The organism is Agrobacterium bohemicum (assembly GCF_002896715.1).
Lineage (GTDB): Bacteria > Pseudomonadota > Alphaproteobacteria > Rhizobiales > Rhizobiaceae > Agrobacterium > Agrobacterium bohemicum.
On sequence record NZ_PGEL01000015.1, the window covers coordinates 62,430 to 88,400 of the forward strand.

The following is a 25,971-nucleotide window of genomic DNA, read 5'->3' on the forward strand; positions in this document are numbered from 1 at the left end:
ATCCGAAAATTGGGGTTCGCGTTCAGCGCAGCTTTTTGGGGCCGCTTGCAAGAAGAATGACGGAGATGATGATGAGGCCGGTGAGGATTAGGCGGATGCCTGCGCCGAAGCCGTAGGTATTGAGCATGGACACGACGAGGAACATGAACAGCGACGCGNCCCAGATGCCCGGCACATTGGAATCGCCACCCGCAACCGCCGTGCCGCCGATGACCACGACGGCAATCGACATCAGCAAATATTCGGCGCCCATGTTGAGAGCCGCACCGCCGGAGAAGCTGGCCAGCAGATAACCGGCAATGGCGGCCAGCACTGCACAAAGGACATAGGTTATGAACCGTGTACCATCGACCGGTATGCCGGTCATTCTAGCCGCAAATGTGCTTTGGCCGATGGCGGATATCCAGCGTCCGTAGAAGCTGCGGTCGAGGAGCACCCACGCGATGGCCGATAGCAGCAGGGCAACGAGCGCGACGTTGGGAATGCCGAAGGTGCTGGAGATGGCGAAATCGGCCAGCATCTGCGGCGGCTTGATGCGCAGGCCGCGATTGGTCCAGATGGCCGTGGATTGCACGATGAAGCTCATCGACAAGGTAGCGATGATGGGTGGAATGCGCAGAAGCTTGATCAGCGCGTAGTTGCCGATGCCCACCGCGACACCGATGCCGATGGCAACCAGCAGACCCGGCAGGATGAGATGATCGGAAACATCCATGAATTTCAGCGCAACGGTGCCTGACAGAGTCATGGTCGCCGGTACGCAGAGGTCGATATTGCCTGGTCCAAGCGTAATCACAAACATCTGGCCGATGCCGACGATGACCGAGAAGGCCGCAAATGTCAGCGCCGCGTGCGACAGGCCGAAGGAGCTGGCACCGCCGGTAAAGAGAACCGTGATGATCCACACCGCGATGGTGGCGGCAAAAGACCAGATCCACGGCTTCTTCGAAAATCTCTGCAAGGCACTCATTGGTTTTTCTCCCGCTTTTCGAGGCGGTTCAGGAGCAGGCGAAGGCCGAGCACGACGATAAGAATGGCGCCCTGTGCACCGATCTGCCAATCCGGCGAAATGCGCATGAAGGACAGGAACGAACCAGCCAGCGTCAGTGTCAAAGCACCGATGACGGCACCAATAGGCGAGACACGACCTCCAACGAATTCGCCACCGCCAAGAATGACCCCGGCAATCGACAGCAGCGTGTATCGCAGCGCGATATTGGCATCAGCAGAGGTGGTGAGGCCGACAAGCGCTATGCCTGCGAGAACGGCGAACAAACCGGCAAGGGCAAAAGTCGCGGCGCGGATGCCGATAACGGACCAGCCGGAGCGTTCGACGGACCGGAAGTTGCCACCGACGCCGCGCATCAGCACGCCGAATGATGAGCGCATAACGATGTAATGGGCGATAGCCGCGATCACGACGCTGGCAACGATGGCCATGGGGATGAAAGGCGGCTTCGCCGTCATGATCGTGCGAATCCACACAGGTGCTTGACCGCCGGGGGATGGCAGCAACAGAACGGCCAGCCCGCCCCAGACGAAGCTCATGCCCAGGGTAACGACGATGGAGGGAAGCGCGCGGATGTGGATGATCGCGCCCATTGCGGCGTAAACCGCAATCGCGGCTGCGAAAATGAGGATGCCGACCAGCGGCGAACTTTGCAAGAATGTTGCCGTCACGCAGGCGCAGAAACTGACGAAGGTTCCCATGGACAAATCGAGGTCGTTGACCGACATGATCAGCATTTGAGCGATCGTGGCGAGTGCGATGGGAACGGCCAGATTGAACAGCAGGTTGAGGCCCGTATAGCTCATGGTGCGGGGCTGCATGTAGAACACAGCAACCAGCAGCACGGCGAGAGAGGCTGCCGGAATGATGAGGCGCAAGGCGTTGGCGGAAAGCTTCATGCGTGTGCGTCTCCGGAAAAAGATGCAGCAAGCACTGCCTGTTCGTTGATCTGATCGCCTGTCAGTTCGGCCTGGATGATGCCATCGCGAAACACGTAAACGCGGTCACAAAGGCGGATTTCGTCCATTTCGGTCGAGTACCAGATGAAGGTCCGGCCACTGGCCGCTTCGGTTCGCAATATTTCATAGACTTCCTGCTTGGTGCCGATATCGACGCCGCGCATAGGGTCGTCCATCAGAACCGTCTTGGCGGTTGTGGCCAGCGCTCTGGCAAACAGGACCTTCTGCTGGTTGCCGCCTGACAGCGAAAGGATTTTGTTGTCGACATCCGGCGTGCGGATTTCGATGCGCTTCTTCCAGCTTGCGCCGAGTTCGTTTTCCCTGTCGCGATTGACGAGGCCCGCCGGTGAGAAATCCCGCAGCGATGCTATGCTGAGGTTCTTCAGAATGCTCCACAAGGGGAATGTGCCATTGAGACTTCTGTCACCCGCAACGAAGGCGATATCCTGATGCCGCGCGGGAAACCAGCTGCTGTTGCGCGAAAGATAAAGGTCGAGCAATGCTTCCGTCTGGCCATGACCGCCGAGACCGGCAAGCCCGATGATCTCGCCGCGATAGGCTTCGAAGGGTAATCCCCGTCCTTTTCTTGGCGGCATGGACAAGACGGTGGGACCAGCCCTGCGTTCCAATGAACGCTTGCCACCCTGTTCCTTCACGACACTGCCCATAGCTTCAACGAGCGTTTTGTTGGTGAACGCACTAGCAGCACGATCGGCAACTACTTTTCCATCCTTCATCACGACAACGCGGGTGGCGGTGGACAGGATTTCACCGAGAATATGGGATATCAGCAGCACCGCACCGCCATTGCGCACAAAGCGGCGCACGTAATCCATCAGCTGTTCAGCAAGGCCCGCATCGAGCGAGGATGTCGGCTCATCGAGAATCACGAGTTTCGGTTGTTCGTTTACGCCAGCAAAGTTGATGGCAATTTCCACCATCTGCCGTTCGGCGATGGACAGTTCCGAAATCGTCAGATCACAATCGATGCCATGGCCGGGGAATATATCGTCTAGTTTGGTACTGATCATATCAAGCGCGCGGCAGCGCCAGTTGCTGCCCTTCATATCCGGATGCATGACGCGGACGTTTTCGTTAATGGTCAGGTTCGGACAGAGCGACAGCTCTTGAAATACGCAACGCACGCCGCTGGCACGTGCTGCGGCAATGCCATAGGTGCTGGGTTTACCGCCATAGGACACGGAACCCTCATGCGGCGTCAGGCCACCGTTGATAACGTTGACGATGGTGGATTTCCCCGCACCATTGTGGCCAACGAGGCCAAGGCATTCACCAGAGTGGATAACGAGGTCGGTGCCATCCAGCGCCTTCACGGCACCGAACACCACTTTCACGCCACGCGCCGCGACGACTTCCTGTCTCGATACGATTTGATTCATGAGCAGTTACGCCAGTTTTTTGCGGCCGGAGCCACAGCTTCGCATCCATCGCAGTGCCGGTGAACGGCACTGCGATGTCTTGGGAGTGATTAACCCGGCGCTTACTTGGCGGCGGAGATGACCTTCTGTGCGTCTTCCAGGCTGTATTCGACGTTGGCGACGCCACCCTTCTGGGTACCCTTGAGGNTTTCCTCGAGATTGGCCTGATCGATGCGAAGGAACGGGACGGTCAGGTCCTTCTTCACATCCTTGCCGTCTAGAATCTGCTGTGCGACCCAGAAGGCGAGCGTGGAGACGCCGGGTGCGATGGAAACCGACATGGTTTCATAACCGCTGGCATCCTTCTGCTGCTTCCACCACTGCAACTCGTCTTCACGGTTGCCCATGACGATGGTTGGTGTCGGACGCTTTGCGGCGGCAAAAGCCTGTGCCGCACCGTAGCCGTCACCACCCTGCGTGACCACGGCGGCCACTTCCGGAAGGCTCGGCAGAATGCCCGCGACAGCGCGCTGTGCCACATCCTGCGCCCAATCGCCATTCACCGAACCGACAATCTTGAACTGGGTGTTCTTGGCAACGCCGGCTGCAATGCCTGCGTGGATTTCGTCATCCACGGAAACGCCAGCCAGACCACGAATCTCCAGGAGATTGCCACCCTTTGGCATCCTCTTCGCGAGGTAGTCGATCTGGCTTTCGCCCATGGCTTTGAAGTCCACGGCGATGCGCCATGCACAGGGTTCGGTAACAGTGCCGTCGAAAGATACGACGGTAATGCCCGCGTCACACGCTTCCTTGATCGCGCCGTTCAGCGCGGTTGGCGATGCGGCATTGATGACGATGGCATCATAACCTTGTAGAATGAGGTTCTGGATCTGGGCAGCTTGTTCAGTTGCCTGATTTTCTGCTGTGGTAAACGGGTCNGCAGCGGCAACGGTGCCAGCCTTGACCGCGTCCTTGGTGATCTTGTCCCAGCTGGTCAGCATGGCTTGGCGCCATGAATTACCTGCATAATTGTTTGAAAGCGCGATTTTCTTGCCGGATGTATCGGCGTGTGCAGTCATAGGCAACGTCGCACATGCGACAGCAACCGATGCCAGAAGCATCTTCCTGATAGCCATTGATTTTTCCTCCCTAGTGGCCCACCCGTTTCCGGGTAAAGGAACCTTTGCCGCGTCTCCTCGACGTTCAGCTCAGTTTCCCGTTGCACTGAGGCTCCTTTCCCCAGTACTAAACAAGCATGAACGGGAAAGTCTTTGCTGTATAGGCTGTTCCGAGCAATCTGCTTGCGGGTTCCCGCAGAATTTGTGCNGGTTTCCGCAGGACGCAAGCGCTGCTACAGCGCAAGATATGCGCACTGAAGTCTCTTGAGAGATTCAGACCCTATCGCAGACGCTTGGGAGGGCGTCCGCTCATGCTCGACACGCCAAGATCATCGCTGTTTCACCACTATATGGGCATTTCGAGACTGCTGGCCGGGCAGCTTGAATTCAATTCGATCATTCAGGCCGTGGCCACCGAAATCACCCAGATCATTCCGCATGACCATCTGGATGTTTGCATCAAGCTCATCGATGGCAAATATCATATCGCCTATGAAAGCGGCATGGACAGCGCCTGGAGCCAGCAGCCACCCGCGCTTTTGACAGGAAGCCCCATTCGCTCGCTTCTGGCAGGGGAAGTCGATTTCCTGCTGAGCGGCGATGCCTGCTGTGATCCGCGGTTCCATTTCGAGGGTTCGTTCTCCAGCCCGATCATCGAACTCGGTCTTCACAGCCGCCTGCATGTTCCCATGAAGGTCCATGGCGATATAATCGGTGCGCTCAGTTGCTCGTCGCTGGAGGCGGATGCCTATACGATGGAAGATGTGGCCAATGCCCGTGCGGTGGCCGATCTGCTGGCGCCCTATTTCTTCGCCATTCGCGCCGCTGATCAAGCGAAACAATCCGCCATCGTGGAAGCGGAAGCCCATGCCCGCGAAGAAGGGCTGCGGCTGGGTGCGTTGAAACTGACGCAGGCGCTGGAAGCCGAACGTCAGCGCATCGGCATGGATCTGCACGACCAGACGCTGGCCGATCTAACGCGGCTGGCGCGCCGTATGGAGCGAATGACGCACATCCCCGATCTCTCCGGTGAAATGCTGGAGCCGCTGGTGCGCAGTCTCCAGCACTCCATGCAAGACCTGCGGCAGATCATCGAAGAAGCCAAGCCATCCATTCTCCAGCTTTTCGGTGTCGTTCAGGCCATTGNAAACGATCTTGACCGTTCGGTGAGGGATAGTGGTTTGGACATAGGTTGGAGCGTCATCGATGAGACCGAAGGGCGGGTGGAAGCGCTGGAACAGACCGTGGCAACGTCGGTGTTTCGCATCGTGCAAGAAGCCGTCAACAACGCCATCCGTCATGGGCAGCCGCAAAGTATCACAGTGCATATCCGTCATGTCGATGGTCATCTGCGCATAGTGGTCAGCGATGATGGCAGCGGGTTTGGCAAGCAGGCATCCATACACGGCCATGGAATTGGTAATATGAAGACCCGCGCTCGACTGATTTCCGCTCGCTTCGAGATGGGACATAACCGTATGGGTCCGGGAACATTCGTTAGCATCACCTTGCCCGACAGCGCACATATTTTCGAGGAGATGTGAGATGGAAGTTCTGATCGTAGAGGACGACGTTCTTCACCGCTCCTATCTGAATGAAGCCGTGCGTGCAGCACTTCCGGAATGCAATCACGTCATCGAGGCCGAAAACGGCAAGATCGGTGAAAAGCTGGCCCGCGAAAACCGCTCCGCGCACATTGTCATGGATTTGCAGATGGGCGAGCGCAATGGCATCGAGGCCGCCCGGACGATCTGGAAAGAGCGGCCGGATACCCGTATTCTCTTCTGGTCCAACTATTCGGACGAGGCCTATGTGCGGGGTGTTTCCCGGATCGTGCCGGAAGGTGCGGCTTATGGCTATGTTCTCAAATCCGCATCCGATGATCGTCTGCGTCTTGCGCTCCGCAGCATCTTCATCGAGGCGCAATGCGTCATCGACCGTGAAGTGCGCGGCTTGCAGGNAAAAAGCCTTGGCCGCGTCAGAGGTTTCAGCGACTCCGAATATGAAATCCTCATCGACGTCGCGCTTGGCCTGACCGACAAGACGATCGCCCGACGCCGCAACCTGTCGCTGCGAAGTGTCCAGAACAGGCTCCAGAGTCTCTATGAAAAGCTGCATGTCTACCAGACTTCAGGCGAAGACGAGCCGGATGGGCGATATAACCTTCGGACACGCGCTGTGACTGTCGCGTTTTTGAGAAAGCTGCTGAATTACAGCGCGCTGGAACGTGCAGAGCAGGAACTTGCCCAATGGACAGCCGAGCGGTGATGGCAAGGCGTTTTCAGTGCAAGACAACCTGATGGTCTACACCAACCGGATGATGGACAGGGCAGGTGAGTGACAGCCCGATGGTTTTCCGGTGACTTCAGTGGTTAAGTCGTGACATTGGTTTGCCTGCGTTTCACGGGATATGAATTGGGGGCGGAGGGATGTTCAAGAAATGCCGTCGCGGTCGAACATGCCGATTTCAATGGGGGAACCCGATTCTTTAGCTGCAACGACCGAACCCAGCCCTGATTCTNAAAAATAGACAAATTCAAATTTTGATGGGCGGTCTCCAGAGTTTGGCGGAGATAAAGCGTCACGCGTTCCCGTGTGGCATGACGAGTGCGAGATTGGGTTCCCCGACAGGCAACACAGCAATCGGTTTTGAAATGAGCGTACCTCGGGCAAGTGTATGGGTCTCTCTTTTTTGAGGGAAGGCATTATCAACTCACAAGCGACGGTGCAATTGCGTCACCATCGACCATAATACTATGGCGTTCAATATTGACTTATATCAAATACAGTTGTGCGAATTTGTAAAATATCCAATTTATATTATATACTTTAGTTGTGTTTTTAGGCCTGCGTCGCAATTTTGCGACNAAATTCAAATACAGTTTTATTTAATACTAAGATATTTAACTTTAGCGAGCCACCCTGAAAATCTTCAGGCTGCATAATGCGCCGAGAAACAGGAGTGGTATACTGTGCGCGTTCGATCAATTCAGCTAAAAATTGTCCTGCTCGCGGGCGTCTGTGTCGTTGCGGCAAGCAGCGCACTGGTGGGGTATAGCATTATATCCGCCGCAAATAGCAAGGCGTTCGTCGGTGAGAACCTTGATACATTGACGGAAGACAGCACCAAGAACCATCTGAAGACACTTGCACTTGCTCAGGCAGCCTTGATTAAGTCGACGCTTGACCAGGCTTTTGGTTCGGCACGCAACATGGCCCGGATGTTCGAAGTCTCGGCGATGAATGACAAGATGGCCTCAACTTCTGTTGGCGAGCGCCGCACGGAATTCAACGACATTCTCCTCAACGTCCTGAAAGATAATCCAGGGTTCAACGGCACCTACAGCGCCTGGGAGCCCGATGCCCTCGACGGGCAGGACCAACTCTTTCGCGACAAACAGAATGTCGGTTCGGATGCGACCGGTCGTTTCCTGCCCTACTGGACACGGAGCGCCGATGGAAAACTGGCTGTCCAACCCCTTGTCGAATATGACAGTGCAGAGTTGCACCCGAACGGTGTGATGAAGGGCGGATGGTATCTCGGCCCGAAGAGCGGCGCCGGGGAGAGCATCCTCGACCCATTGCCTTATGTCGTTCAAGGCAAGGACGTTTACCTGGCCACCATGTCGGTACCCATCACCATCGGCGGTAAATTCGCTGGTGTTGCCGGGGCCGATTTCGATCTCACCTTTGTCCAGAAGCTTGCGCAGGACGTGAAGGCATCGATCTATGATGGCAAGGCAACGGTCGCCATCGTCAGCTACAAGGGTCTTGTCGTCGCATCCAGTGATCATCCTGATGCCATCGGCAGTCCGTTCGGCCAGACCAGCGCTGCGGCCACATTACAACTTCCCTCGATTCAAGCCGGCCTTGATACCGTCGAGGGAAACTCGGAGACGTTTACGGCTCTTTCGCCGATCGTTATCGGTCGGACGAATACGCCATGGTCGGTCATCATCACAGTGCCGAAATCGGTGGCAATGGCGGAGGCGACGGCCCTCACATCATCGCTGGCAGACCGTAACAACGCTGACACTCTGTTCCAGATTATCGTCGGCATCATCATTGCAGCCAGCGGCATCACGGCGATGTGGTTCGTTGCGCGCAGCATTGCATCTCCCATCAAGCAAATGACGGCCGCAATGGGTCGGCTGGCACAGAGCGACGTCTCCATAGAAGTCCCCAGTCTCGACCGCGTTGACGAAATCGGAGCAATGGCAGCCGCGGTCTCTGTATTCCGTGAAAACGCGATACAGAAAACGGCGATGGAAGAAGAGGCCCAAGCCAATCGTTCCATGAGCGAACGGGATCGCTTGGAGCGGGAAGCGGAAAAGGCGCGCGAGGCGGCGGAATCCCAGTTTGTCGTCGATTCCTTGGCAACCGGACTGCAGCGGCTGGCTGACGGCGACGTCGCCTATCGGATCGTGACGCCCTTCGCGGCACATCTGGATACGTTGCGTCTCGACTTCAACAACTCGCTGACCAAACTGCATGAGGCGCTCCAGGCTGTCATGGAGAATGCCCGCGGCATCGATGGTGGTGCCAATGAAATTCGATCGGCTGCCGATGACCTGGCAAAGCGGACCGAGCAACAGGCGGCCTCCGTTGAAGAAACAGCGGCTGCCCTGGAACAGATCACGACGACGATGCGTGACTCCACAAAGAGGGCGGAAGAGGCAGGTGTTCTTGTCTCACGCACCAGAATTGGTGCGGAAAAGGCTGGCGAAGTGGTGCGCAGCGCTGTGCATGCCATGCATCAGATCGAAAAATCCTCCGGCGAGATCAGCAATATCATCGGTGTAATCGACGAAATCGCCTTTCAGACTAATTTGCTCGCGCTGAATGCCGGCGTGGAAGCTGCTCGTGCAGGCGATGCCGGCAAGGGCTTTGCGGTCGTCGCCCAGGAGGTGCGTGAACTCGCGCAGCGTTCGGCCAACGCTGCCAAGGAAATCAAAGCGCTCATCATCACATCCGGAGAGCAGGTCCGCACGGGTGTTGCCCTTGTCGGCGAAACGGGGAAGTCTCTGGAAGTTATGGTCGGTGAGGTTCAGCAGATCAACAGCCACGTCACTGCCATTGTGGAATCGGCACGCGAGCAGTCGGTCGGCATTCAGGAGATCAACACCGCCGTCAACACCATTGACCAAGGCACGCAGCAGAACGCGGCCATGGTCGAGGAATCCACAGCCGCCAGCCATACCCTTGCCGGCGAAGCAGATGCCCTGAACAGGCTGATCGCACAGTTCAATCTTGGCGGTCAGACAGCAAATCATCAACCAGTGCGGCTAGCGTCGAACAACCCACGCTTGGTCGCATCACCCGCNAAAGCGCTGGGACGCAAGATTGCCAGTGCGTTCGGCACGTCTTCTGAACAATCCTGGAAGGAATTCTGAGCCACTGCCGCCGGACCTTCGTCGGCACGGCGGTATTCGCCTCTATCAGACGGCGGNCCCGCTTTTCAAGAATGCGTGGCCGCCGTATGCAACATGAAACGGCTGTTCTTACCCCAAGGTGAAGGAGATGCTGAAACGTATAGGCAAGATTCAGTTGCGAGCCGGAATGTTTATCGAGGCGGTGGAGGGCTCTTGGCTCGACAGGTCGTTTGCCAGCTGTCGCTACATGTCACGAAACAGTGTCGATAATCCAGATGAAACTCTTAAACGTAGATCACTGTCTCGCAATATGGCCGACGAGGCGGAAAGGGCTGGCGACTGCCGCACCTGCTGCATCAAACACGAATGCCCCGACATTGGTCCCGCTGTTACGCATCCGGGCATCCGCCTTGGTGATATCGCCGGCGAACTGGGCAAGTGAGGCAAAACGGTCATGGCCTAGTCCATCCGACGATTTCAGCGCGGAGATGTCGATAACCCGGACATTCTCGGACTTCGCAGTCTTCTGGATAAAAGGGTCGTTGATGTCGAGTAGTCCAATGCGAGGTCGCTCGCCGCCCACAAAACTTGAAACGCTCAAAGCGCGATCGGTGCCTGACACCAGAACAGTGATCGGAATTGGTAAACGGCCGATATCGCGAAGTTGAGATTGAAAGACATCAACATCAATATCGGCAGCAGCAAGAACAATCTGCAGCTTGGACAGAACATCGTCGTGGCCCTGAAGCTTGAGTTGTCTGGCCACTTCCATGGCAAGAAAACCGCCCATGCTGTGGGCGAAGACGATGACGCGTTTGACCTTGGGCGTCTTGGAAAGCGTCGTTAGAAGACTGTCGAGCTGGGTCCGCGAATACAGAACGGCATCCTTATCGGCCACGTACCCGGTCACACTGGCGGCAGATGGCCAGGNAAACATGACAGGGGCAGCGATCTGGCCAGCGTCCGCTGCCATCTGCGCAGTGCGAAACAGCGCCTCCTGGTAGGAGTAGTTGTAACCGTGGACGAACACGGCCGCAGTCCCATCAAAATTGGCTGAACCGGTAACTTTGGAAACGAGATCGCCATCGCTCAAAGTCTCGCGTTTCGTCACAATGAACTGGCGAGACGGATCTGGCTTGCTTGATGGATATTGGATGGTAGCCCCATCTCTGTTTCGCGGAATAGAAAATGTGAACCGGTCGTAGCTTGTGGTCGCAGCCCTTCCGTTTCCGAAAGAAGCATCTTTCGTTTGCCGGTCACGGTTCGTGACGGCAACGACGCTGACTTCCTTCGCTCGGTCGCTCTTTAATGCAACCGGTTGCAATACCGCCGCTGTGGGACGTGAGGCGCAGCCCGACAAGGCGACCGAAACGACAATCCCTGCGAAAATGGCAGGCGCGCCGCTACGGCATCGTGACGAAAAGAGAAACATGAAGGCCGTGCCTTTTACCGAGGGTGGGAAGAGGGCATTCACTTGCCCTCCATCTTTCAAACTGTTGCTGGTTCCTGCGATACTTCCCTATCTTCAGCGGGTATCCTGAACCACGCCACGTAAAGAGCGGGTAGGAACAGAAGGGTCAGAACCGTTCCAACGACGATGCCACCCATCATGGCATAGGCCATGGGTCCCCAAAAGATTTCACGCGAGATCGGTATGAGGGCGAGGGTTGCTGCAGCAGCTGTCAGCATGATCGGTCTCATACGGTGTTCCGTCGCATCGATAACAGCCCTCCACGGCGGGACCCCTTCCTCACGCAGATGCTCTATCTGGACGACCAAAATCACCGAGTTTCTGATAAGAATACCGATCAGAGCAAGAATACCGAGAATAGCCACAAAGCCCATCGGAGCATTGCTCAGAACCAGAGCGGCAACGACGCCAATCAGTGCAAGCGGAGCGACTGCGAAAACCAGGAACAGCCTACTGAAGTTCTGAAGCTGGAACATCAGGATAGTCGCCATCGCAAACAGCATAAATGGTCCAACCGCAACGATAGGTCCCTGCGAGTCCGCGCTTGATTCAACCGACCCGCCGATTTCTACCTTGTAGCCGGCTGGAAGCGCGGCCGCAAATTTCTCTACGGCCGGTTTCAACTGCTCGACAACAGTTGCAGGTTGAGTAGAGCCGATGACGGCCGCCTTTAAGGTAATGGTTGGAATGCGGTCGCGGCGCGCAATCATCGGCTGCTCAAGTTCGTAACGGAACTTGGCGACGGCCGACAGCGGCACCGACTTCCCGTTTGACCCCGAAAGCTGCAGGTTCTTGAGCGTTTCAATCGATCCACGCTCCACATCCTCGGCACGGCCAATCACATCTATGAGATAGATGTCGTCCCGGATCTGAGTGGTCGATGTTCCCTCGACGACATCGTTTAGTACTGTGGCGATATCCTGAGAGGAAACCCCCAGTTGCCGGGCCTTGTCCTGCAGGACATCGACTTTGACCACTCTTGCAGGCTCGTTCCAGTCATAGGTCATATTCGAAAGTAGAGGATTGGCATTGACGATTGCGCCAAACTGATGGGCCAGATCGCGGACTTTTTGGATATCGGGTCCACTGAGACGATACTGGACGGGCTTGCCGACCGGAGGACCTATATCAAGAAACTTCACGAAGGCGTCCGTGCCAGCGAATGTCTTTGTCAGGTAAGCCTGAAGATCAGCCTTTAGGCGATCTCGCGCTTCCAGATCTTTCGCGACGATGACGACCTGACCAAACCATGCAGACGGGCTCTGAACATCATAGGAAAGAATAAAGCGCGGGGCTCCCTCTCCGACATAGGTCGACCAGTGATCTATATCTGCATTACCGGCCAGCTTTTCCTTTTCGAACTGCGCAATCTGCCTGTCGGTTTCAGCGATGGTGCTGTTTTGAGGCAAGCTCCAGTCGATGATCAATTCGACGCGGTCCGATGTCGGGAAAAATTGTTGTTGCACCAAACCCATACCGCCGAGCGACAATGCGAAAACAACAATGGTCGAGATGATTGTCACCCACCGCCACCGCATCGCCAGAAGAAGCAACCAGGCAAAGGCCCGGGCCACAGGACCCTTCTGTTCATGATGCGATTTCATCGTTTTCGGCAGAATGACCACGCCCAGCAACGGCGTGAACACGACAGCGACGACCCATGACACCACGAGCGACACGGCAATGACAACGAAGAGTGTGAAGGTGAACTCGCCAGCCGCGCTGCTGTTGAGGCCGATCGGAATAAAACCGGCAACCGTGACAAGCGTCCCCGTCAGCATCGGAAAGGCCGTCGAGGTATAGACGTATGTGGCAGCCTTGCGCAGATCGTCGCCGACCTCCAATCTCGACACCATCATTTCGACCGCAATCATTGCATCGTCCACGAGAAGGCCGAGGGCAATGATGAGGGCACCAAGTGAAATTCGCTGCAGCGATATGCCAGTGTATTCCATGAAGACGAAGGTGATGGCAAGAACGAGCGGAATTGAGATCGCAACGACCAGACCGGCGCGAACGCCCAAGCTGATAAAACTGATCGCAAGAACGATGACGATGGCTTCAAAGAGAGCTGTCGTGAAGCCGGAAACGGCCTCATCGACCACCGCGGGCTGGTCCGAAACGCGCTCGACCGTCACGCCAATTGGAAGGTCGGCGACCACACGCTTCATTTCAGCGTCGAGCTCCTCACCGAAATGCAACAGGTTGGATCCTGCAGTCATGCCGATCGCAAGGCCGATCGCAGGTTTTCCCTTGAAACGGAACAGCGCAGACGGCGGATCGACATAGCCCCGTTTGATCGTTGCGACGTCAGTCAGCGGAAAGTAGCGATCATTGACGCGCAGATTGATCGTTTTCAGGCTCTCCTCGGATGCGAATGCACCCCCGACACGGATCGCTATCCGCTCGGGTCCGGCATCGATGAAACCCGATTGCGTCACGGCATTCTGGCTCTGAAGCGTACTGACGATGGATTGCCGATCAAGGCCAAGCGCGGCGATCTTGCGCGTTGNAAACTCGAGATAGACCGCTTCGTCCTGCGCGCCAATGACGTCAATTTTACCCGCATTTTCAACAGTCAGGAGCCGTGCACGGGCATCCTCGACCAGATCGCGTAATTGCCGTTGCGACAAGCCATCGGAGGTGAAAGCATAGATGTTGCCATACACATCACCGAATGTGTCGTTGAAGAAAGGCCCGATCACGCCACTTGGCAGGTCGCCCTTTATATCGTTGATCATGTTGCGGACCCGGACCCAGTTTCCTGCGACGTCCCTGGCCTTCGTTGTCGGCAACAGTTCCACGTAAATCGTTGTCTGCCCGGCCTTCGTTTCGCTGCGCGTATAGTCCAGCGCGTCGAGTTCCTCGAGTTTTTTCTCGATTCGATCGGTGACCTGGTTCGTGACTTCCTCTGCGGATGCTCCAGGCCACTGCGCGTTGATGATCATTGTCTTGATGGTGAAGGACGGGTCCTCTTCACGACCAAGGTTCAAATAGGAGAAAACACCCGCTATCACGAATACGATCATGAAGTACCAGACCAGAGAGCGGTGGTTGAGTGCCCAGTCAGAAAGATTGAACGATTTCACTGGGAAACCTCCTGGTCGATACGAACGGCCTGGCCGTCTTGCAGTTGGTTGACGCCGGCAACCGCGACACGGTCTCCGGGATTGACGCCTGTCGCAACAACGACAGTTCCACCCGGCACGGAAGCCTTGTCGAGCGTCACGTCACGGGATGAAACACGTCCTGCCTTGTCGTCGACGATCCAGACGGAGGTCTTCGACCCGTCGGTCTTGATGGCAGACGACGGGAGACGGATGACTGGCTGAGAATCAACGGTGGCGGTTGCTGTAATGACCGCACCGAGCCTGAGGGCCTCGGGTGGTTGGACAAGGGTCAGCTTCGTGCGTCTGGTGCGAGTGGCATCGTCTGCCTCCGGCGCAACCTCACGTATGAGACCCTGGGCATGCACCGTTGGATCCAACTGGAGGGAGACATCAAAGCTGGTGCCGGACTTGAGAAGCGCGGTCGATTCGGGAACATCGATCACGGCGTCACGTTCCTCAGGCCGCGCGACGGTCACAACGCTCTGTCCTGCCGAAACAACCTGACCAACCTCCGCAGACGTGCCGGTGATCACGCCATCGAACTCAGATAGAATTCTGGAATAACCCAATTGTTCGGAGGCCTTGTCCAGATTGGCCTGTGCCTTGTTAAGGTTGGCCTCTGCCGTCTGGCGTTCCTGTTGCGCAGTTTCGAATGTGGCTTTTGCGGCGGACTGGCGTTCGAAGAGCGTCCGCTGTCTTTGTTCGCTGGTGATCGCATTGGCAAGTTGCGCCTCGGCATTTGCGCGGTCAGACTGCGCGCTTCGTACGGCAAGCTCGAGCGCGAGTGGATCAATCGCGGCAAGAATATCGCCCCTTTTCACCACATCGCCCACCTGAACATTGCGAGCGACGATGCGTCCGAGAATGCGGAACCCAAACTGCGTTTCGAAGCGTGCCGCAACAGTGCCAGGAAGCGTCAGCGTTGCAACGGGTGCAGGCGCGACCACGACGGACAGAACGGGCCGAGGCTTTTCAACTGGCGTGTCCTCCTCTTTCTGGCAGGACACAAGCACGGTGCTGGCCAGCAGGAGCGTCAGTACGCTCTTCAAGTGTTTCATTGTGCGGCTCCTTTATATGCCACCATTTCGCCCGCGGTCAGGAACTTCGTTCCGTTTGCCACGACGATCTCGCCTTCGGACAGGCCGGAGCGAACCGAAAAATGCTCATTGACATAAGTGCCGACCTTGATTTCGCGCAAGGATATCGAGTGATCCTTCTGATCGACGACCCACACGGCGGGACGGCCAGAAATGGATGCCATGGCAGACCACGGCAACTCGATCGTGTCGACGGGCTTGTAATAAGCCGTCGCTACCACCGGGCTTCCAAGACGCACATCGGCGGTAGCATCGAGCGCCAGCTTTATCCGGATGGTTGCCGTCGTCGTATCGATCGTTGGCGAAATCTCGCGGACGGTTGCCTTTATCGGCTCTCCGCCAGACAACATCTTGACATAGATGTCGCCTTGGAGTTCTCCGCCAAGCAGCGTGGCCTCATCGGCATTGATAACAGCATCGCGCGGGCCATCATGGGCAAGTGTAAAGACGAGTTGCGCAGCTTGTGCCACCTGACCCACCTCCGCGTTACGCGCTGTGATGATGCCATCGGCATCAGCCCGAAGTTCCGTCTGGGATAATGCGTCACGGGCGCTATCGACCTGCGCCTGCGCAGACTGGACAGTGCCTTGCCCGGTGAGAAGCGTTTCCTGCGCCTGATCCAGGTCAGCTCTCGTTGTGACACCGGTCGTGAACAAACTCTGCTGACGATCATATGCCTGCTGTGCTTGGGTCTGCTGCGCCTGTGCCGATTGGAGAGTGGCCTGCGCCACCTGTAGATCGGCTTCCTGCTCTTGCGCATCGATCCGGGCCAGAGTCTGACCCGCTTTCACATGCTGGCCCACATCAGCAAGGCGTTCGATGATCTGCCCACTCACGCGGAATGATAGGTCGGATTGTATGCGGGCGTTGATTTCGCCTGTGGTCGATACCGCAGCCGCAATGGGGGTAGACCTGACTTGCACCGTTTCAACTTCTCGAGGAGCTTTCTCCTGCGCTTCTTCCTTGGGTGCACAAGCGTAAAGCCCGCTCATGAGTGATGACGCAAAGGCGTATGTCACTAACCGATTCATGTCTTGCCCCTTGAACTTATATAAAACGGTGATAAATTTGACTTACCTGAAAGTCAATGAAATTCTTTAGATTGCGTGTCGGTGGACGAGCGAATAAGGGTCACAAATGGCAAGACTTACGAGAGCAGAACAAAAAGCACTTCGACCTACCCAGATATTAGAGGCAGCGTTTGAGGAATTTGTTCTACACGGCTTCACCGCAGCGCGCGTTGAAGACATCGCAGATCGTGTTGGAGTGACAAAGGGCACGGTCTATGTCTATTTTTCGACCAAGGAAGAACTGTTCGCTGCGATGATTCAGCACGCAGCCTCGCCGCTGGAGCGTTTTCTGAAAGAATGCAAGAATATTCAGGGAAACTGCGTCGAGCGGCTCCGATCGTTGATACTTCTCGCATATAATGAGATGTCCGGTGACAAGCGGTTACGCGAGCTTTTGCGCTTTGTGGTATCAGAGGGAACACGATTTCCGGATGTGGTTGATAAGCACTATAGCGATTTTATCGAACCTCTCATCATCCATACGCAAGACATCCTTGATGAAGGCATCAAGGCCGGAGAGTTTGCAACGGGACCTAGAGCCAGCGCCCGGGTGATTATCGGCCCTATAGTGGCGATGATCGTTGNAATGATCATACATGGCGATCGTCGGGATCTAAATGTCGACACCTATGTCGCTGCACATGTCGATCTCGTTATCTCATCNTTGGTCGGACGTGGCTGAATGAAAGTCAACGGCGCTCTGACATTCAGAAATGACCGTACATGCAGTGAGGCAGGAGCGCCCTGAGCCACGTCGCAGCGTCCAATCAGATTGGACAAATCATCACTGTTATCGACGAGATTGCATTCCACAACCTTCTTGCCCTTATGCTGGTGTCGAAGCCACGCGTGCCCGTGAAGCGGGTGAGGCACATTTATTAGTTTTAAATGGACATTGTGTGCCGCCCAATAGGAATGCAGGCCCGACCGGCGTTGCTAAGACGGATCGACATTCAGGATTCGTACATAACGTAATCGATGATTCATAGGCGACTATGTTTTGGCGTGAGGTCTGAGAGGTGCTCGGTTTGTCTTAACAGTTTCGGGCTTTTTGCTCAGTGGATTTCCGCCTCGATTATGTTGCCACCATCATCGGTGCCAGCGCGTTGAAGCTGGCCTTATCCGGCGTCTGTCGGTCGAGGGATGAATGCGGGCGTTGGGTATTGTGGAAAGCGGGTAAGCCATCCCACGTAGCGCAGCGTTGAAAGATCGGTCATTTTCGGCATGAATCATGCGGAGAATACTATGAGTGACAATGTGAATTATGGTCGTAGCTTTGATGTTTTAACAGCGGCACCCGTACGGACGGTATCGGATGAGCGCTTACGTTTGAGCAGAATTCAAACATTGCGCTGCAAGCGCGTCATGTTCGCTTTGCCACAGTGGATACTGAGGAGCACCGCTCATTGCTGCCGAACCAGGATCGATTCAATCCAAGAGCGCTTGGGTCAGCGGGTGGGTGGGATCGGCGAGCCCATCAATGACGTTAAAATGGTGCCGATCCGGCTCTATCACCACTTCAGTTTCCGCTCCGAGCCCGATCCAGATATTGGCCAGAAGCGCGTTTTGCCGCAGGAATTCGGAGGTTTCCCGCTCCCCTGCCCAGCAAACAAGGCGTGTGTTGGCCAAAGGTTCGAGAAGCGCAGGGCTCTCGCTGGCAGCCTCTGCCGCATCGATGGCAAGCGTTTCGTTGCGCTTCGTCCGGATCATGGGTCGCAGATCATGGATACCAGAGATCGACACGGNTTTTTCAATGCGGTTAGAAATGGCAGGCGCCAAAGGGGTCGTGGCGCTGATCATCCGTGTAACCAGATGCCCGCCAGCCGAATGGCCGATAAGACGGATAGGTCCCTCAACGCGTTCGGCTGCGGCTGAAACGGCTTTGCCGATAGCGCGGGTGATCTCGGCAATCCTTGCCTGCGGCGCTAACGTATAGCTCGGCACGGCAAAAGCGTAGTTATGTCCGAGAGGACCGGCGGACAGATGAGACCAGAAACTCTTGTCAAGGTTCATCCAGAAGCCGCCATGCACGAAAACGACAAGCCCCTGCGGTTTTGCGTTGGGTAGAAACAGATCGAAGCGTTCTCGCTCGGCATCACCATAGGCAAGATCGAGATGGGCGCGGCCTGCTGCGGCCAAATGCTCACGTGCCTGCCGCGCCGGCTCGACCCACACGCCTGGCCAGTTCTCGGACTTCGGTATGTTGGCCCCGTTGTCGTAAACCCAGGTCCAGTCCTTCACTTTGTATCGCATTGCGTTGTCTGCTTCAGGTTTCAAAAATTCCGGTCTCGCTCGCCACGCGACGGTAGGCTGCACCTGCGGTAAAGCCGCCATCGATGACGAAATCCTCGCCGGTAATGAAGCTGGATGCGTCGGAGGCGAGGAAGAGCACGAGTTCGGCAATCTCTTCCGGTTTTCCGCTGCGCTTCATCGGCGTCATCTCGATCATCGGTTTCAAATGCGGGCTGCTGGCGTTGAGGCCGGTGACCACGAGGCCCGGGCAGACGGCATTGACGCGGATGTTTTTCGAAACCAGCTCCATGGCCGCACTGCGGGTCAGGCCGCGCAGGCCCCACTTGCTGGCAGTGTAAGCCGGGTCGTAATGGCCGGAAAAGCCGCTATTGGAAGAAATGTTGATGATGGAGCCGCCACCGCTTTCGGCCATGCGGTCAGTCACGGCCTGTATGCCGAGGAATGCGCCTGTCAGATTGACCTTCAGCACGCGTTCCCATGCTTCGAGACCCGTCGTCGCAACTGTCGAGCGATTGATGATCCCGGCATTGTTGACGAGAATATCGATGCGGCCTTTCCATTCGGTGGCAAGAGCAACAACGCCAGCCCAGCTTGCTGGGTCTGTCACATCAAGATGGACGAAGCGTGCTTCGAACCCGTCATCCTGCAAGGCCTGCGCCAAGGTGCGGCCTTCGTCGGCCAGAACATCGGCGATGATGACGGCAGCACCCTTGGAGGCGAACAGCCGTGCTTCTGCTTCGCCCTGTCCGCGTGCACCGCCGGTCACGATGGCTAGACGGCCTTTGAGATTGCTCATGGTTAGTCCCTCGCTGCTATGGTCGTCTGGCGCTGCTCGCCCAGACCTTCGATTCCGAGCGTCATGACCTGACCCGTCTGAAGGAAGACGGGTGTTGGCTTGATGCCCATGCCGACGCCCGGCGGAGTGCCGGTGGCGATGACATCACCCGGCATCAGCGTCATGAACTGGCTGATATAGCTGACGAGATGGGCGACACCGAAGATCATGGTGGAGGTGTTGCCGGTCTGGCGGCGCTGGCCGTCCACATCGAGCCAAAGCGACAGGTTTTGTGGATCGGCAACCTCATCACGGGTGACCAGCCATGGGCCGATGGGGCCAAACGTATCGTGGCTTTTGCCCTTGGTCCATTGCCCGCCGCGCTCCGACTGGAAGGCGCGCTCGGACACATCATTGACCACGCAATAACCGGCGACATGGGATAGCGCATCGGCTTCGCTGACATATTTGGCGCGTTTGCCGATGACCACGCCAAGCTCGACCTCCCAGTCTGTCTTGGCGGAGGTGCGGGGAATCTCGACATCGTCATTCGGGCCGACAACCGCTGTCGTTGCCTTCATGAACAGGATCGGCTCGGGTGGCGGCTCCTTGCCGGTCTCCTTGGCGTGATCGGCATAGTTCAGGCCGACGCAGATGAACTTGCCGACATTGCCGACGCAGGCACCCACGCGGTCAGCCGATACGAGCGGCAGGCTTGCGGGATCGATGCTGCGGATGCGGTTTAGAGCCTCATCGCCCAGCATTTCGCCTGCAATGTCGGAGACGATGCCGCAAAGATCGCGCAATGTGCCGTCATCAGCCAGAAGTGCTGGCTTTTCAGCGCCGAGTGCGCCTAGTCTCAACAGTTTCATTCTGCTCTCCTGAAGCCAACCAGAACGCTGTCGTCAACGTCGGGCAGGTTGACCACGATGTTGTCGGGCGTGCGCGTCGTCAGCCAGACCAGTTCCTCTGTGGTGGACATGTTGACTTCGATATGCGGCCAGTTGGGCGGCACGAAGATGAAGTCGCCTTCTTCCATGTCAAGAAACTCCTGCCAGTTCTCGCCGAAATAAATGCGGGCCTTGCCCTTCAGCACGTATCCGCCGGTCTCGGCCTCTCCGTGGTGGTGGGGAAAGGAACGATAGCCGGGATCGTTCGAGACCTTGCCGAACCAGATTTTAGTGGCAGGCGTGTGCTGTGGGCTGACGCCGGATATGCGCACGCAACCGCCGGACTGGCCGGTGCCGGTATCTTCCCGTCCCTTGCGGGTAACCACGGGCATGACTTTGCTGGTCATCGAATTCTCCTCCTCTTTGAACTTGAAATCAGTCCGGCACAACGGCAAGCGACTGGATCTCGATCTTGGCGCGATCTTCCATCAGCGCCACGACCTGCACGGCGGCCATGGGCGGAAAGTGACGACCGATGATCTCACGGTAGACGGCACCGATGTNCCGCATGCNGGATTTGTAGGCTTCGCGATCGGTGAAATACCATGTCATCTGGATGAGATGCTCAGGCTTGGCATTGGCCGCTTCCAGCACGCTGACGATGTTCAAAAGTGTCTGGCGAACCTGATCGACAAAATCGTCGGAATGGAATTGGTAATGCGCATCCCAGCCGATCTGGCCGCCGACCTGAACGATGCGGCCACGGGCGCTGATACCGTTCGAATAGCCGATGGGCTTTGCCCAACCATCGGGTTGGATGATTTCATGCATCATGTCTTGGCTCCAGATAACGTGTCAGGCCTGCGCGAATGTCGTCGGGCCAGGGATGAGATTTATGGTCGGTCAGTGAGGTCATCACGATGCGCTGGCGGACCGTCCAGATGATGTCGCCGCGCACGGTGACAATAGTTTCCAGATCGAGCGATGCGCGACCTATGGAGCGCACATGGACGGCGAAATCCAGCACATCGCCGTAGACGGCGGGTTTCTTGAATTCGAGGTTCATGGTCACGGTCGGCAAGCCCAGTTTGCGCTCGAACATGATTTCTTTCCATGTCACGTCGAAGGACGCGAACATGGCTTCGTTGACGTCGACCAGCATGGACAGATAGGCCGGATGGTAGGCGATCCCGGTCAGATCGCAATCGCCAAAACGCATCGGCTTGGAATGGGTAAAGGGCATATGTCTTCTCGCTTCTTTCTCGCTCAACCAACCATGACTTCGCCGCCGGCAACCGCAATGGCCTGCCCGGTGATGGAACCTGCCCCAGGTGAGGCAAGCCAGAGCACGGTATCGGCCACTTCCTGCGGCTGGATGAGGCGGCCTTGCGGGTTCGACTTGGTGAATTCGGCCAAAGCCTCATCACGGCTGCGGCCGGTCTTTTCTATGATGGTTTCCAGCGAGTGCTGGATGATCGGGGTGTCGGTAAAACCNGGGCAGACGGCGTTGACCGTCACACCCTTCTTGGCCAGTTCCAGCGCTAATGCCCGCGTCATGCCGATGACGCCATGCTTGGCGGCGCAGTAGGCAGAGACATAGGCGTAACCCGTCAAGCCCGCCGTGGAGGCGATGTTGATGATGCGGGCACCGGTGCCATGGCTTTTCAGATCGGCAAGCGCTGCCTGTGTTACGTTGAACACGCCGGTGAGATCGACAGAGAGCACATGGCTCCACATGTCGAGAGACGTCTTCTCGAAGGACGCACTCGGCGCTTCCCCAGCATTGTTGACCAGGATGGAAACAGGCCCGAATGTTGTGTGCGCTGTCTCCATGCCCTTGGCAATCGCGTCGGGCTGGGTGACATCGAAACCATCCAGCACCAGACTGTTACCGCCAATGGCAGCGGCCACATCCTCCAGCGGCTGACGACGACGACCGGCGAGTGTGACCTTGGCCCCGGCCTTGGCCAGCGTCATGGCAATGGCCGCGCCGATGCCGCTTCCGGCACCGGTTACCAACGCATGGTGACCTTCAAGGGTTTGCGTTACCATGACGACCTCACTTTGCCGCCGCTGCGCGGTCGAGATTGGCTTCGTATTGTGCTTTGGCAGACATGTACTGCTTTGGCCACGCCACGGATTTCAGGCCAATCTTGGCGGCTTCGTGCAGAGCCCAGGATGGATCGGCAAGATGCGGACGGGCGACCGCACACAGATCGGCACGGCCTGCGGAGATGATGGAGTTGGCGTGGTCCGCCTCCGAGATCGCGCCAACTGCAATGGTTGGAATGCCGATTTCGTTGCGGATCTTGTCCGAGAACGGCGTCTGGAACAGACGGCCATACACAGGCTTTTCTTCCTTGGAAACCTGACCCGACGAGCAGTCGATCAGATCGGCACCTGCATCCTTGAACATCTGCGCATAGATGGCCGCATCCTCGGGCGTGTTTCCGCCCTCAGCCCAATCATGGCAGGACAGGCGAACCGAGATAGGCTTGTTTTCAGGCCATGCTTCACGAACGGCGGCGAACACCTCCAGTGGATAGCGTGTCATGTTTTCGTGGCTGCCACCATATTCGTCCGTCCGCACATTCGTCAGCGGCGACAGGAAGCTGGAAAGCAGATAGCCGTGGGCGCAGTGCAGTTCCAGCCAATCGGCACCGGTTTCAGCCGCGCGCTTTGTGGCAGCTACGAAGTCGGCCTTGACGCGATCCATGTCGGCCCGGTTCATCGCCTTGGGAACGACGCTCTGTTTCAGATAAGGAAGCGGTGAGGCCGAGAACAAGGGCCATGCCCCTTCCTCAAGCGGCTGGTCGATGCCGTCCCAGGCACGTTTTGTCGCACCTTTTCGTCCGGCATGGCCGATCTGGATGCCGACCTTGGCGTTACTGTTGGCATGGGCGAAGTCCACGAACCGCTTCCAGCCCGCAATCTGCTTGTCGTTCCATAGCCCTAGGCAACCCGGTGTGATACGGGCATCGGGTGATACGCAGGTCATCTCGGCGAAAATCAAGCCAGCCCCACCCATGGCGCGCGCGCCCAGATGCACCATGTGGAAATCATCCAGCACACCATCGGTCGCGGAATACATCGCCATGGGCGACACGACGATGCGGTTGGCAAGCGTGGTGCCGCGCAGCGTATAGGGCGTGAACATCGGCGGCAGGCAGCGCTCTTTCTCCTTGACCTCAAGGCCGGATAGCTGGGCAAACCAGTGTTCGTAACCTTCCAGCCAATCCTTGTCGCGCAGCCGCAGATTTTCGTGGCTGATACGCTGCGAGCGGGTCAGCATTGAATACATGAACTGTTCAGGCGGCAGTGTATCGGCATAACGCTGGCCCACCACTTCGAACCACTCCATGGCATTGCGTGCCGCATTCTGGATGCGGGCCACATCGACGCGGCGAATATCCTCATAGACTTTAAGAACATCTGAAATGCTGTCCTTGCCGTGACCAGCCTTGTTGAACTGGTTGGCCAGCTCGATGGCATCATCGATGGCAAGCTTGGTGCCGGAGCCGATGGCGAAATGGGCTGTGTGAGCCGCATCGCCCATCAGCACGACATGGGAATTGCCGTTGAAATGGCTCCACTTGCCGCAGATCAACCGGGTGAAGTTCAGCCAAGCGCTGCCACGCATGTGGCGCGCATTGGTCATCAGTTCCGAACCATCAAGCGTTTCGGCAAACAGGTCCTGGCAGAAATCGATGGATTGCTGCTGATCCATCTCACCCAGGCCATGCGCCTGATAAGCCTCTTCCGTCGTCTCGATGATGAAGGTCGAGGTGTTCTCGTCGAACTTGTAGATATGCGCCTGAAACCAGCCGTGGTCGGTCTTGCGGAAATCGAAGGTGAAGGCATCGAACAGTTTGTTGGTACCGAGCCAGATGTAACGGTTCGGCCGTACCGCCATATCGGGTTCAAAAATCTCTGCATATTTGTTGCGGATTTTAGAGTTCAGTCCGTCCGACACGATCAGAAGATCAGCATCCGGGTATTCCAGATCGCTTTCCACCTCGGTCTCGAACGTCAGTTCGACGCCCAGCGCTTCGCAGCGCGCCTGCAATATATTCAGCAGCTTCTTGCGGCCGATGCCAACAAAGCCGTGGCCTGTCGTGCGCTGACGCGTTCCTTTGAAAAGGACCTCGATATCATCCCAATGGTTGAACGCCTGCTGGATCTCGTCAGCGCTTTCCTTATCCCAAACCTGCATGGAGGCCATGGTCTGGTCGGAAAACACGACGCCCCAACCAAAGGTGTCATAGGGACGATTACGCTCGACCACGGTGACTTGATGCTCGGGATGTAGCTTCTTCATCAACAGGGCGAAGTACAGTCCTGCGGGACCTCCACCAACACAAACGATACGCATGTGACCCTCCACGGTTTTCGACTAATGCGTCGAGGTAGATGATTTATTTGAAGGTTAAAGTATTTGCGTGAGCGAATTTGTCAACCAATAAAACGTCCCCACCCAATTTGTGTGAGTCGACGCACGGGAATGTCTTAGAACCTGGTCCCTTCGATCAATTGACAGCAATCAGGGCGCGTTCCTACAAACGAGCCGGCGCAACTTTGAGCGTCTACGCGGTTTAATTTTCTTGAAAGGAGATTGATGATCGTTGGATCATACGCGGCATCTTGTGGCGTCTAGAAGATTCGTGATGGAGGGACGTGACTGGACACTAAGGCTCGCGCAGCACGCTTCAAGCGCATGATGGAGATATAGGAATGATTGACAGTCCACCGCTCGCGTTCAACAACATAGTGCCAACACCGGAAAGTGGCTTTGCCTGTGGCCGCGTGAAGTCGATGGCAGCCCGATCCGGTTAGAGCTCATCGCGGGCAGCCACCGATGCAACCATGGCCGAAGAGCCGCTGGGCGACCAAAAATCCCGCACAACGATGTCTGGCGACATCGCACACGATACAGAGGCAATTGGCCTTACTACTCGAAGGCGCTGCCGGAAAGATGATTGCTGGCGGACGCCTTCACTGCGCCGATCTCCAACCACAAGGACGAGATCATCGCTTCATCGACATCGGCCATGATATCGCGCAGCCAGCCTTCGTGGGCAGCGGCCATGGCGATGAACAGATCGGTTCCGGCCGGTGTCAGCTTGGCGACAGTCACGCGCCGATCGCCATCCGGCGTAACACGCTGCACAAAACCATCAGTCTCGAGCCGCTCCACCAGGCCGGTGACATTGCCATTGGTGACCATGGTGCGTTTGGAGAGTTCGCCAAGACGCAAACCATCTTTCTCCCGATACAGCTGTGCCATCAGGTCGAATTGCGGCAGCGTGGCGCTGAATTCAGAGCGAAGGCGCCGGCGGATTTCGGTGGTAATCAGCTTGGTGGTGGAAAGCATGCGCAGCCATAGACGGGTTTCCGGCTTGTTGCGACCATGCGGGCCGTGGACGATCATTTCCAGATCGGCGCTTGCGACCGCGTCTGCTTCCATT

The 25,971-nt window shown here is 56.8% G+C and carries 20 protein-coding genes and 2 pseudogenes; 5 read left to right on the forward strand and 17 right to left on the reverse strand.

Annotation, left to right across the window (positions count from 1 at the left end):
- Nucleotides 1-22: 22 nt before the first annotated feature.
- From CUC55_RS01465 to CUC55_RS01480, 4 genes are all read right to left on the reverse strand, one after another.
- The gene (locus tag CUC55_RS01465) at nt 23-970 is read right to left on the reverse strand and encodes an ABC transporter permease (RefSeq protein WP_103086764.1); all 948 of its coding nucleotides are present in this window, start codon (nt 968-970) and stop codon (nt 23-25) included.
- The gene (locus CUC55_RS01470; RefSeq protein WP_067653527.1) at nt 967-1,908 is read right to left on the reverse strand and encodes an ABC transporter permease; all 942 of its coding nucleotides are present in this window, start codon (nt 1,906-1,908) and stop codon (nt 967-969) included. Before CUC55_RS01470 ends, CUC55_RS01465 begins: the two co-directional genes overlap by 4 nt.
- Nucleotides 1,905-3,368: an ATP-binding cassette domain-containing protein gene (locus CUC55_RS01475; RefSeq protein ID WP_067653525.1), complete on the reverse strand. Its 1,464-nt coding sequence runs from the start codon at nt 3,366-3,368 to the stop codon at nt 1,905-1,907. Before CUC55_RS01475 ends, CUC55_RS01470 begins: the two co-directional genes overlap by 4 nt.
- Nucleotides 3,369-3,469: 101 nt before the next feature.
- Nucleotides 3,470-4,486, reverse strand: a complete 1,017-nt coding sequence (locus CUC55_RS01480) for an ABC transporter substrate-binding protein (RefSeq protein ID WP_103086765.1) — start codon at nt 4,484-4,486, stop codon at nt 3,470-3,472.
- Nucleotides 4,487-4,779: 293 nt separating this feature from the next.
- Between CUC55_RS01480 and CUC55_RS01485 the strand changes: the two genes are divergently transcribed.
- The 4 genes and pseudogenes from CUC55_RS01485 to CUC55_RS01495 form a co-directional block, all read left to right on the forward strand.
- Nucleotides 4,780-6,012 carry a GAF domain-containing sensor histidine kinase gene (locus CUC55_RS01485; RefSeq protein ID WP_103086766.1) on the forward strand — a complete coding sequence of 411 codons (1,233 nt, stop codon included), beginning with the start codon at nt 4,780-4,782 and terminating at the stop codon, nt 6,010-6,012.
- 1 nt (nt 6,013) lies between these two features.
- Nucleotides 6,014-6,736 (forward strand): response regulator transcription factor, encoded by a 723-nt coding sequence (locus CUC55_RS01490; protein ID WP_103086767.1) that lies wholly within the window; start codon nt 6,014-6,016, stop codon nt 6,734-6,736.
- A gap of 983 nt (nt 6,737-7,719) precedes the next feature.
- Nucleotides 7,720-8,154, forward strand: a pseudogene (locus tag CUC55_RS23490) (cache domain-containing protein); the annotation flags it as partial.
- Between the two features lie 147 nt (nt 8,155-8,301).
- Nucleotides 8,302-9,861: pseudogene (locus CUC55_RS01495) on the forward strand (methyl-accepting chemotaxis protein); the annotation flags it as partial.
- A 274-nt stretch (nt 9,862-10,135) separates the two neighbouring features.
- Here CUC55_RS01495 and CUC55_RS01500 read toward each other — a convergent pair.
- From CUC55_RS01500 to CUC55_RS01515, 4 genes are all read right to left on the reverse strand, one after another.
- On the reverse strand, nt 10,136-11,272 hold the full coding sequence (locus CUC55_RS01500) for an alpha/beta hydrolase (protein WP_103086768.1): 1,137 nt from the start codon (nt 11,270-11,272) through the stop codon (nt 10,136-10,138).
- Nucleotides 11,273-11,328: 56 nt separating this feature from the next.
- The gene (locus CUC55_RS01505; RefSeq protein ID WP_103086769.1) at nt 11,329-14,400 is read right to left on the reverse strand and encodes an efflux RND transporter permease subunit; all 3,072 of its coding nucleotides are present in this window, start codon (nt 14,398-14,400) and stop codon (nt 11,329-11,331) included.
- Nucleotides 14,397-15,479, reverse strand: coding sequence for an efflux RND transporter periplasmic adaptor subunit (locus CUC55_RS01510; RefSeq protein ID WP_067653514.1), 1,083 nt, complete (start codon nt 15,477-15,479; stop codon nt 14,397-14,399). Before CUC55_RS01510 ends, CUC55_RS01505 begins: the two co-directional genes overlap by 4 nt.
- Entirely contained in the window at nt 15,476-16,549 is a 1,074-nt protein-coding gene (locus tag CUC55_RS01515) for an efflux RND transporter periplasmic adaptor subunit (RefSeq protein ID WP_067653512.1), read from the reverse strand. Before CUC55_RS01515 ends, CUC55_RS01510 begins: the two co-directional genes overlap by 4 nt.
- A gap of 106 nt (nt 16,550-16,655) precedes the next feature.
- Here CUC55_RS01515 and CUC55_RS01520 point away from each other — a divergent pair, with 106 nt between their 5' ends.
- Entirely contained in the window at nt 16,656-17,270 is a 615-nt protein-coding gene (locus CUC55_RS01520) for a TetR/AcrR family transcriptional regulator (RefSeq protein ID WP_103086771.1), read from the forward strand.
- A gap of 746 nt (nt 17,271-18,016) precedes the next feature.
- Here CUC55_RS01520 and CUC55_RS01525 read toward each other — a convergent pair.
- The 9 genes from CUC55_RS01525 to CUC55_RS01565 all read right to left on the reverse strand — a co-directional run bounded on the left by CUC55_RS01525 (nt 18,017) and on the right by CUC55_RS01565 (nt 25,970).
- A complete protein-coding gene (locus CUC55_RS01525; protein WP_425352703.1) occupies nt 18,017-18,922 on the reverse strand; it encodes an alpha/beta hydrolase in 906 nt (301 codons plus the stop codon).
- A complete protein-coding gene (locus CUC55_RS01530) occupies nt 18,855-19,637 on the reverse strand; it encodes an SDR family NAD(P)-dependent oxidoreductase (protein WP_067653507.1) in 783 nt (260 codons plus the stop codon). Before CUC55_RS01530 ends, CUC55_RS01525 begins: the two co-directional genes overlap by 68 nt.
- A 2-nt stretch (nt 19,638-19,639) precedes the next feature.
- Nucleotides 19,640-20,488, reverse strand: coding sequence for a fumarylacetoacetate hydrolase family protein (locus tag CUC55_RS01535; protein WP_067653505.1), 849 nt, complete (start codon nt 20,486-20,488; stop codon nt 19,640-19,642).
- Complete coding sequence (locus CUC55_RS01540) at nt 20,485-20,913, reverse strand: cupin domain-containing protein (RefSeq protein WP_067653503.1); 429 nt, start codon at nt 20,911-20,913, stop codon at nt 20,485-20,487. Before CUC55_RS01540 ends, CUC55_RS01535 begins: the two co-directional genes overlap by 4 nt.
- Before the next feature lie 28 nt (nt 20,914-20,941).
- On the reverse strand, nt 20,942-21,337 hold the full coding sequence (locus tag CUC55_RS01545; RefSeq protein WP_170063803.1) for a RidA family protein: 396 nt from the start codon (nt 21,335-21,337) through the stop codon (nt 20,942-20,944).
- The gene (locus tag CUC55_RS01550) at nt 21,330-21,749 is read right to left on the reverse strand and encodes an acyl-CoA thioesterase (RefSeq protein WP_067653501.1); all 420 of its coding nucleotides are present in this window, start codon (nt 21,747-21,749) and stop codon (nt 21,330-21,332) included. Before CUC55_RS01550 ends, CUC55_RS01545 begins: the two co-directional genes overlap by 8 nt.
- A gap of 23 nt (nt 21,750-21,772) precedes the next feature.
- Nucleotides 21,773-22,558 carry an SDR family NAD(P)-dependent oxidoreductase gene (locus CUC55_RS01555; protein WP_067653499.1) on the reverse strand — a complete coding sequence of 262 codons (786 nt, stop codon included), beginning with the start codon at nt 22,556-22,558 and terminating at the stop codon, nt 21,773-21,775.
- Nucleotides 22,559-22,565: 7 nt separating this feature from the next.
- On the reverse strand, nt 22,566-24,878 hold the full coding sequence (locus tag CUC55_RS01560) for a bifunctional salicylyl-CoA 5-hydroxylase/oxidoreductase (protein WP_067653497.1): 2,313 nt from the start codon (nt 24,876-24,878) through the stop codon (nt 22,566-22,568).
- A 576-nt stretch (nt 24,879-25,454) separates the two neighbouring features.
- Nucleotides 25,455-25,970, reverse strand: a complete 516-nt coding sequence (locus tag CUC55_RS01565; protein WP_067653495.1) for a MarR family winged helix-turn-helix transcriptional regulator — start codon at nt 25,968-25,970, stop codon at nt 25,455-25,457.
- Between the last annotated feature and the right edge of the window lies 1 nt (nt 25,971).

What these genes read in the sequence shown, in the direction of transcription:
- CUC55_RS01560 (WP_067653497.1), bottom strand. Translation starts at nt 24,878, where the DNA reads ATGCGTATCGTTTGTGTTGGTGGAGGTCCCGCAGGACTGTACTTCGCC.
- CUC55_RS01540 (WP_067653503.1), bottom strand. Translation starts at nt 20,913, where the DNA reads ATGACCAGCAAAGTCATGCCCGTGGTTACCCGCAAGGGACGGGAAGAT.
- CUC55_RS01565 (WP_067653495.1), bottom strand. Translation starts at nt 25,970, where the DNA reads ATGGAAGCAGACGCGGTCGCAAGCGCCGATCTGGAAATGATCGTCCAC.
- CUC55_RS01530 (WP_067653507.1), bottom strand. Translation starts at nt 19,637, where the DNA reads ATGAGCAATCTCAAAGGCCGTCTAGCCATCGTGACCGGCGGTGCACGC.
- CUC55_RS01475 (WP_067653525.1), bottom strand. Translation starts at nt 3,368, where the DNA reads ATGAATCAAATCGTATCGAGACAGGAAGTCGTCGCGGCGCGTGGCGTG.
- CUC55_RS01535 (WP_067653505.1), bottom strand. Translation starts at nt 20,488, where the DNA reads ATGAAACTGTTGAGACTAGGCGCACTCGGCGCTGAAAAGCCAGCACTT.
- CUC55_RS01510 (WP_067653514.1), bottom strand. Translation starts at nt 15,479, where the DNA reads ATGAAACACTTGAAGAGCGTACTGACGCTCCTGCTGGCCAGCACCGTG.
- CUC55_RS01515 (WP_067653512.1), bottom strand. Translation starts at nt 16,549, where the DNA reads ATGAATCGGTTAGTGACATACGCCTTTGCGTCATCACTCATGAGCGGG.
- CUC55_RS01550 (WP_067653501.1), bottom strand. Translation starts at nt 21,749, where the DNA reads ATGCCCTTTACCCATTCCAAGCCGATGCGTTTTGGCGATTGCGATCTG.
- CUC55_RS01470 (WP_067653527.1), bottom strand. Translation starts at nt 1,908, where the DNA reads ATGAAGCTTTCCGCCAACGCCTTGCGCCTCATCATTCCGGCAGCCTCT.